The sequence below is a fragment of the Micromonospora musae genome (genome assembly GCF_003626545.1).
Taxonomy (GTDB): Bacteria; Actinomycetota; Actinomycetes; order Mycobacteriales; family Micromonosporaceae; genus Micromonospora; species Micromonospora musae.
On sequence record NZ_RAZS01000006.1, the window covers coordinates 357,313 to 374,380 of the forward strand.

General features: G+C 70.4%; 18 protein-coding genes. 15 read left to right on the forward strand and 3 right to left on the reverse strand.

What is annotated here, in order from left to right; all coding sequences use genetic code 11:
- The first annotated feature begins 1 nt into the window (after position 1).
- Positions 2 to 2,113, forward strand: a complete 2,112-nt coding sequence (locus tag D7147_RS19015) for a transglycosylase domain-containing protein (RefSeq protein ID WP_120679479.1) — start codon at positions 2 to 4, stop codon at positions 2,111 to 2,113.
- Here the strand turns inward: D7147_RS19015 and D7147_RS19020 are convergent.
- Positions 2,088 to 3,575 carry an SDR family oxidoreductase gene (locus D7147_RS19020; protein WP_120679481.1) on the reverse strand — a complete coding sequence of 496 codons (1,488 nt, stop codon included), beginning with the start codon at positions 3,573 to 3,575 and terminating at the stop codon, positions 2,088 to 2,090. The two genes, D7147_RS19015 and D7147_RS19020, sit on opposite strands and share 26 nt — an antisense overlap.
- Positions 3,576 to 3,610: 35 nt before the next feature.
- Here D7147_RS19020 and D7147_RS19025 point away from each other — a divergent pair, with 35 nt between their 5' ends.
- From D7147_RS19025 to D7147_RS19085, 13 genes are all read left to right on the forward strand, one after another.
- On the forward strand, positions 3,611 to 4,900 hold the full coding sequence (locus tag D7147_RS19025; RefSeq protein WP_199734205.1) for a serine hydroxymethyltransferase: 1,290 nt from the start codon (positions 3,611 to 3,613) through the stop codon (positions 4,898 to 4,900).
- Entirely contained in the window at positions 4,893 to 5,324 is a 432-nt protein-coding gene (locus tag D7147_RS19030) for a hypothetical protein (protein ID WP_120679483.1), read from the forward strand. The genes D7147_RS19025 and D7147_RS19030 overlap by 8 nt, the downstream gene beginning before the upstream one ends.
- Positions 5,325 to 5,506: 182 nt before the next feature.
- Positions 5,507 to 5,743: an AtpZ/AtpI family protein gene (locus D7147_RS19035; protein WP_120679485.1), complete on the forward strand. Its 237-nt coding sequence runs from the start codon at positions 5,507 to 5,509 to the stop codon at positions 5,741 to 5,743.
- An 11-nt stretch (positions 5,744 to 5,754) separates the two neighbouring features.
- Positions 5,755 to 6,552, forward strand: coding sequence for a F0F1 ATP synthase subunit A (atpB, locus tag D7147_RS19040; protein WP_120679487.1), 798 nt, complete (start codon positions 5,755 to 5,757; stop codon positions 6,550 to 6,552).
- 67 nt (positions 6,553 to 6,619) lie between these two features.
- A complete protein-coding gene (locus D7147_RS19045) occupies positions 6,620 to 6,862 on the forward strand; it encodes an ATP synthase F0 subunit C (protein WP_120679489.1) in 243 nt (80 codons plus the stop codon).
- A gap of 30 nt (positions 6,863 to 6,892) precedes the next feature.
- Positions 6,893 to 7,429 (forward strand): F0F1 ATP synthase subunit B, encoded by a 537-nt coding sequence (locus tag D7147_RS19050; RefSeq protein WP_120679491.1) that lies wholly within the window; start codon positions 6,893 to 6,895, stop codon positions 7,427 to 7,429.
- Positions 7,429 to 8,250, forward strand: coding sequence for a F0F1 ATP synthase subunit delta (locus tag D7147_RS19055; RefSeq protein ID WP_120679493.1), 822 nt, complete (start codon positions 7,429 to 7,431; stop codon positions 8,248 to 8,250). The genes D7147_RS19050 and D7147_RS19055 overlap by 1 nt, the downstream gene beginning before the upstream one ends.
- Before the next feature lie 93 nt (positions 8,251 to 8,343).
- On the forward strand, positions 8,344 to 9,996 hold the full coding sequence (gene atpA, locus D7147_RS19060) for a F0F1 ATP synthase subunit alpha (protein ID WP_120679495.1): 1,653 nt from the start codon (positions 8,344 to 8,346) through the stop codon (positions 9,994 to 9,996).
- 4 nt (positions 9,997 to 10,000) lie between these two features.
- Positions 10,001 to 10,930, forward strand: a complete 930-nt coding sequence (locus D7147_RS19065) for a F0F1 ATP synthase subunit gamma (RefSeq protein WP_120679497.1) — start codon at positions 10,001 to 10,003, stop codon at positions 10,928 to 10,930.
- The gene (gene atpD, locus D7147_RS19070) at positions 10,930 to 12,366 is read left to right on the forward strand and encodes a F0F1 ATP synthase subunit beta (protein ID WP_120679499.1); all 1,437 of its coding nucleotides are present in this window, start codon (positions 10,930 to 10,932) and stop codon (positions 12,364 to 12,366) included. Before D7147_RS19065 ends, atpD begins: the two co-directional genes overlap by 1 nt.
- A gap of 223 nt (positions 12,367 to 12,589) precedes the next feature.
- A complete protein-coding gene (locus D7147_RS19075) occupies positions 12,590 to 13,729 on the forward strand; it encodes an LCP family protein (protein WP_120679502.1) in 1,140 nt (379 codons plus the stop codon).
- A gap of 89 nt (positions 13,730 to 13,818) precedes the next feature.
- Positions 13,819 to 14,103: a F0F1 ATP synthase subunit epsilon gene (locus tag D7147_RS19080; protein ID WP_120679504.1), complete on the forward strand. Its 285-nt coding sequence runs from the start codon at positions 13,819 to 13,821 to the stop codon at positions 14,101 to 14,103.
- Between the two features lie 12 nt (positions 14,104 to 14,115).
- Complete coding sequence (locus D7147_RS19085; RefSeq protein WP_120679506.1) at positions 14,116 to 14,571, forward strand: DUF2550 domain-containing protein; 456 nt, start codon at positions 14,116 to 14,118, stop codon at positions 14,569 to 14,571.
- A 15-nt stretch (positions 14,572 to 14,586) separates the two neighbouring features.
- Here the strand turns inward: D7147_RS19085 and D7147_RS19090 are convergent, their stop codons facing one another.
- Positions 14,587 to 15,006, reverse strand: coding sequence for a VOC family protein (locus D7147_RS19090; RefSeq protein ID WP_120679508.1), 420 nt, complete (start codon positions 15,004 to 15,006; stop codon positions 14,587 to 14,589).
- On the reverse strand, positions 14,982 to 15,554 hold the full coding sequence (locus D7147_RS19095; RefSeq protein ID WP_120679510.1) for a cob(I)yrinic acid a,c-diamide adenosyltransferase: 573 nt from the start codon (positions 15,552 to 15,554) through the stop codon (positions 14,982 to 14,984). Before D7147_RS19095 ends, D7147_RS19090 begins: the two co-directional genes overlap by 25 nt.
- On the opposite strand from D7147_RS19095, the gene murA reads away from it, so the two are divergent.
- Positions 15,553 to 16,992 (forward strand): UDP-N-acetylglucosamine 1-carboxyvinyltransferase, encoded by a 1,440-nt coding sequence (gene murA / locus D7147_RS19100; protein WP_120679512.1) that lies wholly within the window; start codon positions 15,553 to 15,555, stop codon positions 16,990 to 16,992. The genes D7147_RS19095 and murA overlap by 2 nt on opposite strands.
- Positions 16,993 to 17,068 lie beyond the last annotated feature (76 nt).

Here is a 17,068-nt window from a genome sequence, read left to right on the forward strand (position 1 = left end):
GATGATCCGGGCCCATCTCGACAAAGTGCTGACCGTGTTGCTCGCCGGCGTGCTCGCCGGTCTGGTGCTGGCGGGAGCGGCCCTGCCGGTCGCGCTGGTCTTCGGGATCGGCTTCAGCGCCCTCTCCACGCCCTACTCGGAGCTGCCCAACACCCTGCGCACGTCGCCGACCGCGCAGCGCTCCAACCTCTACGCCAACGACGGCACCACCCTGATCACCTCCTTCTACCAGGAGGACCGGGTGGACGTGCCGCTGCGCGAGGTGGCTCCGGTGATGCGGCAGGCCATCGTGGCCGCCGAGGACCTCCGCTTCTACGACCACCGCGGGGTGGACCTGCGCGGCGTGGTACGCGCCTTCGCGGTCAACCAGCGCGGCGGCGAGACCCGGCAGGGCGCGTCCACGCTGACCATGCAGTACGTCCGCAACGTCCTGAGCACCGATCCCCGCCTCTCCGCCGATCAGCGCCGGGCGGCCACCGAGGTGAGCGCCGCCCGCAAGGTGCAGGAGATGCGGTACGCCCTCGCCCTGGAACGGGAGTTCGACAAGGAGGAGATCCTCACCCGCTACCTCAACATCGCGTACTTCGGTGCCGGGGCGTACGGGATCGCGGCGGCGAGCAAACGGTACTTCTCCAAGTCGCCCGCGGAGCTGACCCTGGCCGAGGCGGCACTGCTGGCCGGCCTGGTCCGCTCACCGCACACCGACGAGCCGATCAACGGCGACGCCGACGCCGCCCTCGGCCGCCGGTCGTACGTGCTGCAACAGCTCGCCGAGTCCGGCCAGGTTCCGCCCGAACAGGCGGCGCGCGCCAACGCGGAGCCGCTGAAGCTGCGCCCCAGCGAGACGCCGAACGACTGCACGGCGGTGCCCGAGGCGCAGAACGACTGGGGCTTCTTCTGCGACTGGTTCACCCGGTGGTGGAGCGACCAGACCGCCTTCGGCGCCACCGCCGACGAGCGGCAGCGGGCGCTGCGGCGGGGCGGTTTCTCGATCGTCTCCTCGCTCGATCCCGCCGTGCAGCGCACCACCGTCGAGCAGGTGCTGCGGATCTACCCGGAGACCGACCGCCGGGCGGCGCCGACCGCCGTCGTCCAGCCCGGCACCGGCCGGGTGCTCGCCATGGCCGTGAACCGCGACTACGGCGTCGACGAGAACCCCGCCGGGCAGAAGAACTACCCGAACACCGTGAACCAGCTGGTCGCCGGGGGCGGAGCCATCAACGGTTACCAGGGCGGCTCGACCTTCAAGCTCTTCACGATGCTCGCCGCGCTGGAGGCCGGCCTGCCGCTGCGGACCGAGTACGACGCGCCGGGCCGCCTGGTCACCGGCTATCGCGCAACGGGGCCGGCGAGCTGCGACGGCCAATGGTGCCCGCAGAACTCCTCTGCGTCGGTCGACGGCCGGCACACCATGTGGAGCGCCTTCGGCAACTCGGTCAACACGTACTTCGCCTGGCTGATCGAGCGGGTCGGCGCCGACAAGGCGGTGGAGATGGCCGAGCGGTTGGGCGTCGCCTTCCGGGCCGAGTCCGACGCCCAACTCGCCCGGCACGGCGCCAAGGAGTGGGGACCGTTCACCCTCGGCGTCTCTGCGACCACCCCGCTCGACCTGGCGAACGCGTACGCCACGCTGGCGGCCGAGGGGACCTGGTGCGCACCCTCGCCGGTGGTGTCGATCACCGACGCGTCCGGGCGGCCGGTGGAGGCGGCGCAGCCGGACTGCCGGCAGGTGCTGGACACCGATGTGGCGCGGGCGGCCGTGGACGCGGCCCGCTGCCCGGTCGGCGACCAGTCGATGTACAACGGGTGCGACGGCGGGACCGTGACCGACCTGCGGCAGCGGCTGGGCCGGCCGGTGGCCGGCAAGACGGGCAGCTCCGAGCGGTACGAGACGGAGACGGTGGTCGCCTTCACCCCGCAACTCGCGGTCGCCGCGATGGCCGCGAACCCGGACGACCCCCGGGACGCGGTCGGCAAGCCGGTGCAGGCCGAACTGGCCCGCTCGGTCGGGGAGGTGCTCTCGTTCGGGCTGCGGGACCAGCCGGTACGTGACTTCGTGCCGCCGAGCGAACGGATCGCCTTCGACCTCACCGGCCCCCGGACCGGGAACTGAGGTCACTGCCGCCCCGCTCCGCGCCGCGGGCGATGTTGCGGGCCATCCCACCGAAGACCACCGCGTGGAACGGGGTGACGGCGGCCCAGTAGGTGTGCCCGGCCAGCCCACGCGGCAGGAACACCGCCCGCTGCTGGTACCGGCTGCGCCCGTCGGCGGCCGGCAGAGCGCGCATCTCCAGCCAGGCCCGGCCGGGTAGCCGCATCTCCGCGCGCAGCCGCAGCAGCCGTCCCGGTTCGATCTCCTCGACCCGCCAGAAGTCCAGCGCCTCGCCGACCTGGAGCCGGTGCGGATCGCGCCGCCCGCGTCGCAGCCCCGCCCCGCCGATCAGCCGGTCGAACCAGCCCCGCACCGACCAGGCCAGCGGGAACGAGTACCACCCGTGCTCGCCCCCGACGCCCTCGATGATTCGCCAGAGCGCCTCAGGGGGCGCGTCGACGACCTGTTCGCGCAGGTCGGTGTAGGCGGTACCACCGGACCACTCCGGGTCGCTGGGCAGCGGCTCGGCCGGGGCGTACGGGCCGCTCGCGGTCGACCACCGAGTCTCCACCTGGGCGTCGCGCACCCGCGCCAGGGCCAGCTCGAGCGCCTGGTCGAAGCCGGTGAGCCCCTCGGGCGGGTCGGGGACGTACGCGGCGATGTCGTGCTCCTGCACGACCGCCTCGTGGATCAGGCTCTCGATCAGCGGTCGAGCGATCGCGTTCGGCACCGGGGTGACCAGTCCGACCCAGTACGACGACAGCGTGGGGCTCAGCGGGCGCACCGGCACGATGACGCGCTCGCGCAGCCCGGCCACCCGGGCGTACCGCTGGATCATGTCGCCGAAGGTGAGCACGTCCGGCCCGCCGATGTCGAAGGCGCGGTTGACCTCGGGCGGCAGGTCGACGCAGCCGACGAGGTAGCGCAGCACGTCCTCGACCGAGATCGGCTGGATCCGGTTGTGCACCCAGCGCGGGGTGACCATCGCCGGCAGGCGTTCGCTCAGGTAGCGCAGCATCTCGAACGAGGCCGAGCCGGATCCGATGATCACCGCGGCCCGGAGCACCGCCGTCGGCACGCCGCTGGCCAGCAGGATCCGCCCCACCTCGGCGCGGGACCGTAGGTGGGCCGAAGCCTCGTCGCGGGCCGGCTCGGGCCCGCCGAGATAGACGATGCGGCGTACGCCGGCGGCCCGGGCCGCCGCGGCGAAGGCCTCGGCGGCCTCCCGGTCGGCCGACTCGAACCCGGCCTGACCGAGCGAGTGCACCAGGTAGTAGGCGGTGTCCACGTCGGCGAAGGCGGGCGGCAGCGTCTCGGGGCGACGCAGGTCGCCCTCGACGATCTCCACGGCGGCGGCCCAGGGCGCGTCGCGCAGCCGGCCGGCGTGGCGGGCCAGGCAGCGCACCTGGTGCCCGTCGGCCAGCAGTCGCGGCGCGAGCCGCCCGCCGATGTATCCGGTCGCACCGGTGACCAGGCATCTCACAGTGTCCAGTCTGCGGCCCCATAGACTGCTTCGTCGTGGACACCGTGACGAGCACCTTCTGGGGGCCGGACTTCGAGCAGCTCCGCGCCACCGACCCGGAGATCGCCGGCGTGGTGCTCGGCGAGCTGGACCGCCTACGGGGCGGGCTGCAACTGATCGCGAGCGAGAACCTCACCTCGCCCGCGGTGCTCGCCGCGCTCGGCTCGACGCTCACCAACAAGTACGCCGAGGGCTACCCGGGGCGGCGCTACTACGGCGGCTGCGCCGAGGTGGACCGGGCCGAGGAGATCGGCATCGCCCGGGCGAAGGAGCTCTTCGGCGCCGAGCACGCCAACCTCCAGCCGCACTCCGGGGCGAGCGCCAACCTCGCCACGTACGCGGCGCTGGTGCAGCCCGGGGACACCGTCCTCGCCATGGACCTGCCGCACGGCGGGCACCTCACCCACGGCAGCCGGGTGAACTTCTCCGGCAAGTGGTTCGCCACGGTGGGCTACACGGTGCGGCGCGACACCGAGCTGATCGACTACGACGAGGTGCGGGACCTGGCCCGGGCGCACCGGCCAAAGATGATCATCTGCGGTGCGACCGCGTACCCTCGGCTGATCGACTTCGCGAAGTTCCGGGAGATCGCCGACGAGGTCGACGCGTACCTCATGGTGGACGCCGCCCACTTCATCGGGCTCGTCGCGGGCAAGGCGATCCCGTCGCCGGTGCCGTACGCCGACGTGGTCAGCTGCACCACCCACAAGGTGCTCCGCGGCCCGCGCGGCGGCATGATCCTCTGCCGGGAGTCGCTGGCCCAGCGGATCGACAAGGCGGTCTTCCCGTTCACCCAGGGCGGCCCGCTGATGCACGCGGTCGCGGCGAAGGCGGTGGCGCTGCGCGAGGCCGCGCAGCCCGAGTACCGGGCCTACGCCGACCAGGTGATCAGTAACGCGCAGGCGCTCGCCACGGGGCTCGCCGACGAGGGGATGCGCCCGGTCTCCGGCGGCACCGACACCCACCTGGCCCTGATCGATCTGCGAGAGCTCGGGGTGACGGGCGCGGAGGCGGAGGCGCGCTGCGACGCCGCCGCCATCACGTTGAACAAGAACGCCATCCCGTACGACCCGCAGAAGCCGATGGTCTCCTCCGGCATCCGGGTGGGCACGCCGAGCGTCACCACCCAGGGCATGCGGGAGCCCGAGATGCGGCAGATCGCGAGTCTGATCGCCCGGGCCGTGCGGACCGACCCGGCCACGGCCGGGGGCGCCGACGAGCTGGCCCGGATCGGCGTCGAGGTGACCGACCTGGTCGCCACTTTCCCGGCGTACCCCCGTGGCTGAGCCGGTGGCCCGCGCGGAGCGGGCAGCGGAGGACCGGGGCTGGCGGCTGCGGCACCTGCCGGTGCTGCTGATCGCGTCGGTGCTGCTGGCCGGGGTCGCGGCGGTGGTCGGCGGGGTGACCGGCGGGGCCGACGCGGCGCTCGGCGCCGCCGCCGGGGTGGCCGTCACGGTGATCAGCTACAGCCTCACCACTGTGGTGCTGGCCTGGGTCGACGCCCGCAACACGCAGTTGGTGCTGCCGTTCGGCCTCGCGCTCTACGTCGCGAAGTTCACGGTGATCGGCGCGGTGATGGTCGGGGTGGCCTCGACCGGCTGGCCCGGTCTCATCCCGATGTGCCTGGGCATCGCCGCCGGGGTGGCGGTCTGGACGGGCGTGCACATCTGGTGGCTCACCACGGTCCACGCGCGACGCGTGGCGGGTTGACGGGGGCCGGCGTCCCAGTTTTCGGAACGCGCGCCGATGTGTCCCCGATCGGTCATTCTCTCCCCTGCCGAAGGGGAGTAGCGTGCATCGCGACGACTTCGCCCACCCGTGTCCCACACAACCAGGTTGTGCGGGGGGTGAGGCACAGCCTTCTCTCCCCGACTGATATCGTTCGCCCCGTCATGGCCGGTGACCAGAAACCCCCCAGCGCTGGCGGCCCGGACGATGTTCCGTCCGGTGCCGGTCAGGGTTGGACCGCGCTCAGCTACCTGATCGCGGGCATGCTCGTGTGGGGCTTCATCGGCTGGCTGGTTGACGGATGGCTGGAGACCGGGGGCATCGCCACCGGCATCGGGATCGTGCTCGGCATGGCCGGGGGCATCGTCCTGGTCATCCGCAACCTCGGCACGCCTAAATAGGAAGGGACGCGGTGTTCGGACAGTCGAACGTCCTGGCACAGGGCGAGGTTAATTTCCCACCCAGCGTGGAGGACTTCTACCTGCCCAGCATCGCCCCGTGGGGCGCGGAGAACAACTACTGGTTCACCAAGATCACGTTCATGGTGTGGCTGGCGGTCGGGATCCTGATCCTGTTCTTCCTGCTCACCTACCGCAAGCCGCAGTTGGTGCCCACCAAGAAGCAGTGGCTCGCCGAGTCGATCTACGGCTTCGTGCGCAACAACATCGCGGTCGAGATGATCGGGCACCAGGGTGTGCGGTTCGCGCCCTACTTCACGACGCTCTTCTGCTTCGTGCTGCTGACGAACTTCTTCGCGATCGTGCCGTTCTTCCAGATCTCCCCGAACTCGCACATCGCCTTCCCGGCCTTCCTCGCCTTGATCAGCTACGTGCTCTTCAACTGGGTCGGTATCAAGAAGCACGGCTTCGGCGGGTACTTCAAGCGGGCCCTCATCCCCCCGGCGCCGTGGTACATCCTGCCGCTGCTGATCCCGATCGAGGCGTTCTCGACCTTCCTGGTCCGGCCCTTCTCGCTCGCCGTTCGTCTCTTCGCGAACATGTTCGCCGGCCACATGCTCCTGCTGGTCTTCACGCTCGGCGGCTTCGCGATGCTCAACGCCAACGCCCTGCTGGCGCCGATCTCGGTCCTGTCCTGGGTGATGACCGTGGCGCTCACCTTCCTCGAGTTCCTGGTGATCGTGCTGCAGGCCTACGTCTTCACGGTGTTGACCGCCAGCTACGTGCAGGGCGCGCTCGCCGAGGAACACTGATCCACTCGCACCAACCGTTGTCGTCCCGCGTGAGAGTCACGCGTGATAACCAGGAGGAACCACACCAATGGACGCTAGCGTTCTCGCCGCGGTAGAGGGCAGCACCGCCGCCATCGGCTACGGCCTCGCCGCCATCGGCCCGGGTATCGGCGTCGGCCTGGTCTTCGCCGCCTACATCCAGTCGACCGCCCGCCAGCCGGAGTCGTCGCGGATCACCCTGCCGTACGTCTGGATCGGCTTCGCCGTCATCGAGGCGCTCGCCCTGCTGGGTGTCGCATTCGGCTTCGTGTGGCAGGGCCCGATTCAGTAATTCCGCCCCCCTTCGACCGGGAGGTCTTCCATGTACTTCCTCGCCGCAGAAGGCGGTGAAGCGCACAACCCGATCCTGCCGCTCTGGCAGGAGATCGTGGTCGGTGGCATCGCCTTCATCGTGCTCTGCTTCGTGCTGATGAAGTTCGTCTTCCCGCGCATGGAGCAGACGTTCCAGGCCCGGGTCGACGCCATCGAGGGTGGCATCAAGCGCGCCGAGGCCGCGCAGTCCGAGGCGAACCAGCTGCTCGAGCAGTACCGTGCGCAGCTCGCCGAGGCGCGTACCGACGCCGCCAAGATCCGGGACGACGCCCGGGCCGACGCCGAGGGCATCCGGCAGGACATCCTCGCCAAGGCGCGGGAGGAGGCCGACCGGGTCATCCAGGCGGGCAAGGACCAGCTCGCCGCCGAGCGGGCCACCATCGTGCGCGAGCTGCGCGCCGAGGTCGGCACGATCGCGGTCGACCTGGCCAGCAAGATCGTCGGTGAGTCGCTCGCCGACGAGGCACGTCGCAAGGGCACCGTCGACCGGTTCCTGGACAGCCTCGAGAGCACGGGGGCCCGCTGATGCAGGCCGCCAGCCGGGAGTCGTACAAGATCGCGGCCGAGCGCCTCGACGAGTACGTCCGCGGCGCGGAGGCGTCGGCGGTGGCCACCACCGCCGACGACATCCTCTCCGTCGCCGCCCTGCTGCGGCGGGAGCCGCGGCTGCGCCGGGCGCTCTCCGACCCGGCCCGGTCCGGCGCGGACCGGTCCGGGCTGCTCGCGGGGATGCTCAGCGGCAAGATCGGCGCGGACGCGCTGACCCTGCTCACCGCGCTGGTCTCCGGCCGGTGGTCGGCGCCGTCCGAGCTTCTCGACGGCGCCGAGCGGCTGGGCGTGGAGGCGCTGCTGGCCAGCGCCGACTCCGCCGGCGAGCTCAGTGAGGTCGAGGACGAGCTGTTCCGCTTCGGGCAGGTCGTCGCCGGCTCTCCGGAGCTCTCCAACGCGCTCTCCGACCCGATGGTCCCGTCCGAGCGGCGGGCGACCCTGGTCGACCAGCTGCTCGCCGGCAAGGCCCGGCCGGTCACCGGCCGCCTCGTCGGGGTCGCGCTCGGTGGCTTCGGAGGTCGCTCCTTCAGCGGGGCGCTCACCCGGCTGGTCGAGCTCTCCGCCGACCGACGGGACCGGCAGGTCGCGTACGTGACCGTCGCCGCCCCGTTGAGTGACGGTGAGGAGCAGCGGCTGGGCGCTCGGCTCTCCGCGATATACGGTCGGGAGGTATCCGTGCGACAGACGGTGAACCCCGACGTTCTGGGTGGCGTGAGCGTGCGGGTCGGCTCCGACCTGTACGACGGCACCGTCCTGCGCCGCCTCAACGAGACCCGCAACGCGCTCGCGAAGCGCTGACCGGCTCAGCCGCGCAGCGCCCTCAACGACAGACGCCACTCGGACCGGTCGGTACTAGGTATCCCGGGCCCCTGATACATAAGGAAGCAGAGGATGGCCGAGCTGACCATCTCGACGGAGGAGATCCGCGGCGCCCTGGAGCGCTACGTCTCCTCCTACTCGACCGACGTCTCCCGCGAGGAGGTCGGCACCGTCTCCGACACCGGCGACGGCATCGCCCACGTCGAGGGCCTGCCTTCGACCAAGACCAACGAGCTGCTGGAGTTCGAGGACGGCACGCTCGGCGTGGCGCTCAACCTCGACGTCCGGGAGATCGGTGTCGTCGTTCTCGGTGACTCCGCCAACCTGGAGGAGGGGCAGCGCGTCAAGCGCACCGACCGGGTGCTCTCCGTGCCGGTCGGCGACGCCTTCCTCGGCCGCGTGGTCAACGCGCTCGGCCAGCCGATCGACGGCCTCGGCGACATCGCCGACGAGGGCTACCGCGAGCTGGAGCTGCAGGCGCCGAACGTGATGGCCCGGCAGTCGGTCTTCGAGCCGCTGCAGACCGGCATCAAGGCGATCGACGCCATGACGCCGGTCGGTCGGGGCCAGCGGCAGCTGATCATCGGTGACCGGAAGACCGGCAAGACCACGGTCGCCCTCGACGCCATCCTGAACCAGCGGGAGAACTGGCGCTCCGGCGACCCGAAGAAGCAGGTCCGCTGCATCTACGTCGCCATCGGCCAGAAGGCCTCCACGATCGCCTCGATCAAGGGCCAGCTGGAAGAGTCGGGCGCGATGGAGTACACCACCATCGTGGCCTCCCCGGCCTCCGACCCGGCCGGCTTCAAGTACATCGCCCCCTACACCGGCTCGTCCATCGGGCAGCACTGGATGTACGGCGGCAAGCACGTCCTGATCGTCTTCGACGACCTGAGCAAGCAGGCCGAGGCGTACCGCGCCGTGTCGCTGCTGCTGCGCCGCCCGCCGGGCCGTGAGGCGTACCCGGGTGACGTCTTCTACCTGCACTCCCGCCTGCTGGAGCGCTGCGCGAAGCTCTCCGACGAGCTGGGTGGCGGCTCGATGACTGGTCTGCCGATCATCGAGACGAAGGCCAGCGACATCTCGGCCTTCATTCCGACCAACGTCATCTCGATCACCGACGGCCAGATCTTCCTCGAGACCGACCTGTTCAACCAGGGCGTCCGGCCGGCCATCAACGTCGGCACCTCGGTCTCCCGGGTCGGTGGCGCCGCGCAGGTGAAGCCGATGAAGAAGGTCGCCGGCTCGCTGCGGCTCAACCTGGCCCAGTACCGCGAGCTGGAGGCGTTCGCCGCCTTCGCCTCCGACCTGGACAAGGCCTCCCGGGCCCAGCTGGACCGCGGCGCCCGCCTGGTCGAGCTGCTGAAGCAGTCGAACTACTCGCCGTACCCGGTGCAGGAGCAGGTCGTCTCGGTCTGGGCCGGCACCGAGGGCAAGCTGGACGACGTCCCGGTGGGCGAGGTCCGGCGCTTCGAGTCGGAGTTCCTCCAGTACCTGCGGCACAAGCACGCCGGTGTGCTGGCGGGGATCGCCGACAACAAGTGGGACGACGACATCATCGGCTCCCTGGACGCGGCGATCACCGAGTTCAAGCAGGTCTTCCTCGGCAAGGAGGACGAGCGTCAGGTCAACGACGCGCCGGCCGCGCCGCTGGAGGGTGACGAGAACCGCGAGACGGTGACCCGCTTCCGCGACGGCGCGACCGACCGCCCGGCCGAGAGCTGATCCCATGGCGGCCCAGGTACGCGTTCTTCGTCAGCGGATCCGCTCCGCTAAGGGGATGAAGAAGATCACCAAGGCGATGGAGCTCGTGGCGACGAGCCGGATCGCCAAGTCCCAGGCGCGGGTGGAGGCGTCCCTGCCGTACGCCCAGGCCATCACCGGCGTGCTCACCGCGCTCGCGTCCAACGCGCGGATCGACCACCCGCTGCTCACCCCGCGTGAGCGGGTGCGGCGGGCGGGCGTCGTGCTGGTAACCGCCGACCGGGGTCTGGCCGGCGGTTACAGCTCCAACGCGATCAAGACGGCTGAGTCGTTGATCGCCCGCCTCCGGGCCGACGGCAAGGAGCCGGTGCTCTACGTCGTCGGGCGCAAGGGCGTCAGCTACTACCGGTTCCGGAACCGGCCGATCGAGGCGAACTGGACCGGATTCTCGGAGCAGCCGTCGTTCGCGGACGCCCGCGCGGTGGGCGAGACGCTGATCAAGGCGTTCACGGCCGGTGCGGACGACGTCGACGGCGGCGCCGGGGTGGACGGGGTGCTCGGCATCGACGAGCTGCACATGGTCTACACCGAGTTCCACTCGTTGATGACCCAGACCCCGGTCGCCAAGATCATCGGGCCGATGCAGGTCGAGGACCGGCCGCGCTCCGAGGGGCTGCTCCCGGCCTACGAGTTCGAGCCGGAGGCGGAGGCGCTGCTCGACGCGCTGCTGCCGAAGTACATCAACACGCGGATCTACGCGGCGTTGATCGAGTCGGCGGCGAGCGAGTCGGCGGCCCGGCGGCGGGCGATGAAGAGCGCCACCGACAACGCCGAAGAGATGATCGAGAAGTACACGCGCGAGATGAACACGGCCCGCCAGGCCGGGATCACCCAGGAGATCAGCGAGATCGTCGGCGGCGCGAACGCGCTTGCCGCGTCGGGAAGTGAAGTGTGATGACTGCCCCAGTAGAGACCAAGACGGCCACCGGTCGCGTGGTCCGGGTCATCGGCCCGGTCGTCGACGCCGAGTTCCCGCGCGACGCCATGCCGGCCCTGTTCAACGCCCTGAACGTCGACGTGAACCTGTCCGGTGGTGAGAAGACGCTGACCCTGGAGGTCGCCCAGCACCTGGGTGACAACATGGTCCGGGCCATCTCGATGCAGCCGACCGACGGCCTGGTCCGCGGCGCGGAGGTGCGTGACTCCGGTTCGCCGATCACCGTGCCGGTGGGCGACGCGGTCAAGGGTCACGTGTTCAACGCGATCGGCGAGGTCCTCAACCTCACCGAGGGCGAGACGCTCACCCCGGACGACCACTGGGGTATCCACCGCAAGGCCCCGGCCTTCGCGGACCTGGAGCCGAAGACCGAGATGCTGGAGACCGGCATCAAGGTCATCGACCTGCTCGCCCCGTACGTCAAGGGCGGAAAGATCGGCCTGTTCGGCGGCGCCGGCGTGGGCAAGACGGTGCTCATCCAGGAGATGATCACCCGTGTCGCCCGTAACTTCGGTGGTACGTCGGTCTTCGCCGGTGTGGGTGAGCGGACCCGTGAGGGCAACGACCTCATCGCCGAGATGACCGAGTCGGGCGTCATCGACAAGACCGCGCTGGTCTACGGCCAGATGGACGAGCCGCCGGGCACCCGGCTCCGGGTCGCCCTCTCCGCGCTGACCATGGCGGAGTACTTCCGCGACGTGAAGAAGCAGGAGGTGCTGCTCTTCATCGACAACATCTTCCGCTTCACCCAGGCGGGTTCCGAGGTCTCCACCCTGCTCGGCCGGATGCCGAGCGCGGTGGGCTACCAGCCGACCCTGGCCGACGAGATGGGCGAGCTCCAGGAGCGGATCACCTCCGTCCGGGGCCAGGCCATCACCTCGATGCAGGCGATCTACGTGCCGGCGGACGACTACACCGACCCCGCCCCGGCCACCACGTTCGCCCACCTCGACGCGACCACCAACCTGGAGCGGTCGATCTCCGACAAGGGCATCTACCCGGCCGTGGACCCGCTGGCGTCCTCGTCCCGGATCCTCGCCCCGGAGTTCGTCGGCCAGGAGCACTTCGCGGTGGCCACCGAGGTGAAGCGGATCCTGCAGCGCTACAAGGACCTGCAGGACATCATCGCCATCCTCGGTATCGAGGAGCTCTCCGAGGAGGACAAGGTCACGGTCGGCCGAGCCCGCCGGATCGAGCGCTTCCTGTCGCAGAACACCTACGCCGCGGAGCAGTTCACCGGCGTTCCGGGCTCGACGGTCCCGATCAAGGAGACCATCGAGGCGTTCCGGAAGATCAGCGAGGGTGAGTACGACCACTTCCCTGAGCAGGCGTTCTTCATGTGCGGCGGTCTGGAGGACCTGGAGCGCAAGGCGGAAGAGCTGATGAAGGCCTGACGAGGCCCTCCACAAAAAGGCCGCCCCGGCAATGCCGGGGCGGCCTTTTGTTCACCTTTGGCATGTACGGTCGCCACTGCTCCGTTCCTCGCTTTCGGCGTGCGCGCGGATGCGAGGTAGCGTTCACCGCACCTTCACACCTGGTCAATGCGGATCGGTGCAACCTTTTCGAGGACGCACGCCGTCTTCAGTCAGGGAAGCGGCGTGACGAACGGAGACAGTCGTGGCCAAGGCCGGTAAGAACGGCCGGAAGCGATCCACCTGGCGGGCCATCCCGCGGTGGGCGCGGATCTGCACCATCTTCGGCACTGTGCTCATGGTGCTCAGCGGCACCGCGCTGGTCGGCACAGCGGCGCTGAAGTCCCGGTACGAGGGGGCCGTCGGCAAGGCCGATCTCTTCGGTGACGAGGCGGCCGGCGCCCCGGCGCCGCCGAAGAGCGACATCAAGGGGCCGCTGAACCTCCTGCTGGTCGGCATCGATCCGCGTAACCCGACGACGCCGCCGCTCGCTGACTCGATCATGGTGCTGCACGTGCCCGCCACCATGGATCGCGCCTATCTCTTCTCCGTGCCGCGCGATCTCTACGTGGACATCCCCGCCTTCCCGAAGGCGGACTTCGGCGGTGAGACCACGAAGTTGAACGCCGCGATGTCGTTCGGCAGCCGGGTGCCGGGGCAGAACCCGGACGCCGCCCGCGGTTTCGAGTTGCTGGCGACGACGGTGCAGGAGATCACCGGCATCAAGCGCTTCGACGCCGGTGCGATCATCAACTTCACCGGTTTCCAGAAGATCGTCGACGCGATGGGCGGCGTCGACATGTACATCGAGCGCGAGGTGCGCTCGGAGCACCGGCAGCCGGACGGCAAGCCCCGGGAGTTCAACCAGCACGGCGAGGGCTACGTCGGGCCACAGGCCGTGTACACGAAGGGCACTCACCACCTCAAGGGTTGGCAGGCGCTGGACTACGTCCGGCAGCGCTACCCGAAGAACGGTGTGCCGGATGCCGACTACGGCCGGCAGCGTCACCAGCAGCAGTTCGTCAAGGCGATGGTGGGCCAGGCGTTCAGCGCCGACGTGGTCTCCAACCCGATCAAGCTGGACCGGGTGATCCGAGCGGCGGGCCAGTCGCTGATCTTCAACGGTCGCGGCCACAGCGTGCTGGACTTCGGGCTCGCGCTGAAGGACATCCGCCCCGACACGATCCAGATGATCAAGCTCCCGGGCGGCCCGGTCTTCGACGGCAAGACCTACAAGGGGGAGCAGTTCCAGGACGGCGTCGACGACTTCTTCGCCGCGTTGAAGGACGAGCAGTTGGACGCCTTCCTCCTCGAGCACCCCACCTTCCAGAACAAGACCAAGTAGCCGCGGCACGTCTTGCGCCACCCGCGTTGGGTAAGCGGTGGTGGCAGGATTAGAATTTGCCCATTCCGCCGCCGCAGCAAGGAGACAGCGTGGCACAGCAGCTTCACGTCGAGCTCGTAGCCGTCGAGGAGAGGGTCTGGTCCGGCGAGGCCGAGATGGTCGTCGCCCGGACGACCGAGGGCGAGCTGGGCGTGCTGCCGGGGCACGCGCCGCTGCTCGGCCAGCTCGCCGAGCCCGGTCAGGTGCGCATCAAGCTCCCCGGCGGTGAGCAGGTCTCCTACGAGGTGGCCGGCGGCTTCCTCTCCGTGAGCGCCGAAGGCGTCACGGTCCTCGCCGAGAGCGCCACCCCGGTCTCCGCCGCGCAGGGTCGCTGACCCGCACCGTCGATGGAGATCGTCGAGGGGATCGGAATCGGCTTCGCCGTCGTCCTCTGCGCGCTCCTGACCCTCTTCGTTCGGCGGGCCCTCTTCACTCGCAGTGGGGGCACCATCCGGCTCAGTGTCCGGGTCTCCACGCTCCTCGACGGTCGTGGCTGGTCGCCCGGTTTCGGCCGGTTCGTCGGTGCCGAGCTGCGCTGGTACCGGTTGTTCAGTTTCGCGCTGCGCCCGAAGCGGGTGCTCGAGCGCGAGGGGCTCGCGGTGGAGCGGCGGCGCCTGCCCGAGGGGCAGGAACGCTTCTCCATGCCCGCCGACTGGGTGATCCTCCGCTGTACCAGTCACCACGCTCCGGTCGAGATCGCGATGGCACGATCGACCGTGACGGGTTTCCTCTCCTGGCTCGAGGCCGCCCCACCCGGGGCGGTCTCGCCGCGTCTGGCCTCCCAGGACTGGCCTGCCGCCTGACCCCGTCCTCCCCGGTCACCGGCCCGCTTCGGCGACCAGCTCGACCTCGTACCCCTGGCCGTCGGTGAGATAGCCCGCGTAGGTCTCCGGGCCGCCCGCGTGCGGGTGCCGGTCCGGGAAGAGCAGCGCCCAGCCGTACGCCGGCGCCGCGGCGACCAGCCGGTCCACGGCGGCCGGCGGGCCCGCGTGGAAGGCGAGATGGTTCAGGCCGGGTGCGAGCCGGTCGTGCCGCCGCCCACTCATCGCCGGGGACTCCTCCAGCACGAGGTAGGTCGGGCCGAGCCGCCAGGAGCGGCCGGCGGGCCACTCCTGAAAGATTTCCCACCCCAGCTCGCCCAGAAGCCAGCCCCAGGCATGTTCGGCGGCGGCCAGATCGGGGACCCACACCTCGACGTGGTGCAGGCCGCCGGTCAGCGCTTCCCGCCCGGAACCCATAGCACGTCCCCGGCCGGATTCGCCGCTCTTGCCAGGATAAAGAGCAAATCGGAGAGCCGGTTGAGATACTTTGCCGGGAGAGTGCTGGTCCGCTCCGGGTCGTGGCTGACCAGCGCCCATGCCGCACGCTCGGCGCGCCGGGCGATGGTCCGCGCCACGTGCAGCAGCGCCGCGCCCGCGGTGCCGCCGGGGAGGACGAAGGAGTCGAGCTTGCTCAGGCGCCCGTTGTACTCGTCGCACCAGCCCTCGAGGCGATCGACGTACTCCTCGGTGACGCGCAACGGTGGATACTTCGGCTCCGGCTCGACGGGCGTGGCCAGGTCGGCGCCCACGTCGAAGAGGTCGTTCTGGATCGACCCGAGCACCGCCCGCAGTTCGTCGTCGAGCTGGCCGAGGGCGAGCGCGACCCCGATCGAGGAGTTGCACTCGTCCACGTCGGCGTACGCGACGATCCGCGGATCGGTCTTCGGCACCTGCTCGTTGTTGTTCAGCCTGGTCGTGCCGGCGTCGCCGGCCCTGGTGTAGATGCGCGTGAGGTGGACGGCCATGACGAACAGCCTACGGATACCGGACCTGACCATCCCGGTGCGGCCGGGCGCGCCCGGTTGGCCGACCGCGGTCGGTCCCGGCGACGCCGGCGATCCCTCGGTCAACGACGTCGACGTCATCCGGGTCCACGGCGGCGCCCGGCTGGCGGGCACCGTGCACGTGGTCGGTGCGAAGAACTCGGCGCTGAAGTTGATGGCCGCCGCCCTGCTCGCCCCCGGGCGCAGTGTGATCACCAACGTGCCCCGGATCACCGACATCGCGATCATGGGGGAGGTGCTGCGCCGGCTCGGCTGTGACGTCGGGTTCGACGCGGACGACCCGGTGGATCCGATGGTGGCGGGGGGCGGGGTGGCCCGATCCAGGTCGGTGACCATCGACGTGCCCGACCAGTTGGGCACCGAGGCCGACTACGACCTGGTACGCCGCCTGCGCGCGTCGATCTGTGTGCTCGGGCCGCTGCTGGCCCGGCAGGGCTACGTACGGGTGGCGCACCCCGGCGGCGACGCCATCGGCTCGCGCGGGCTCGACATGCACATCTCCGGCCTGACCCGGATGGGCGCGGAGATCTCCGGTGAACACGGTTTCGTCATCGCCGCCGCGCCGAACGGCCTGCACGGCGCCGAGATCATGCTGGACTTCCCGAGCGTCGGCGCCACGGAGAACCTGGTGATGGCGGCGGTGCTGGCCCGCGGCGCCACGGTGATCGACAACGCGGCCCGCGAGCCGGAGATCGTCGACATCTGCACGATGCTCCGGGAGATGGGCGCGCAGATCTCCGGCGCAGGCACGTCCACCCTGCACATCGAAGGGGTGCCCGGGCTGCGCCCGGCGCGGCACGCCACCGTCGGCGACCGGATCGTGGCGGGCACCTGGGCGTTCGGCGCCGCCATGACCCGAGGCGACGTGACAGTGACCGGGGCGGACCCGGCCTTCCTGGAGGTGGCGCTGGACAAGCTGGTGGCCGCCGGTGGCCTGGTGGAGACCCGGGCGGACGCCTTCCGCATCCGGATGGACGAGCGGCCCTTCGCCGTGGACGTGGTGACGCTGCCCTTTCCCGGGTTCGCCACCGACCTGCTGCCGATGGCGATCGGGCTGGCCGCAGTGAGCGACGGCGCCTCCCTGATCACCGAGAACATCTTCGACGGCCGCTTCATGTTCGCCAACGAGATGATGCGGCTCGGCGCGGACATCAAGACCGACGGCCACCACGCGGTCGTACGCGGCCACGAGCGGCTCTCCGGCGCGCCGGTGCAGGCCACCGACATCCGGGCCGGGGCCGGCCTGATCATCGCGGGCCTCTGCGCGGACGGCGTCACCGAGGTGTCGCACGTGCACCACGTCGACCGCGGCTACCCGGACTTCGTGGCCGACCTGCGGGCCCTGGGGGTCGAGGTGGAGCGCGGCACCGCGCCGGAGGAGCCGGAGCTCACCATCTGAGCGCAACCGGCTTAGCCATCGTTCAGCGTCGCCGACTAGGGTGCTGGCAAGCACTCAATCAGGCGAGGGAGAGAGC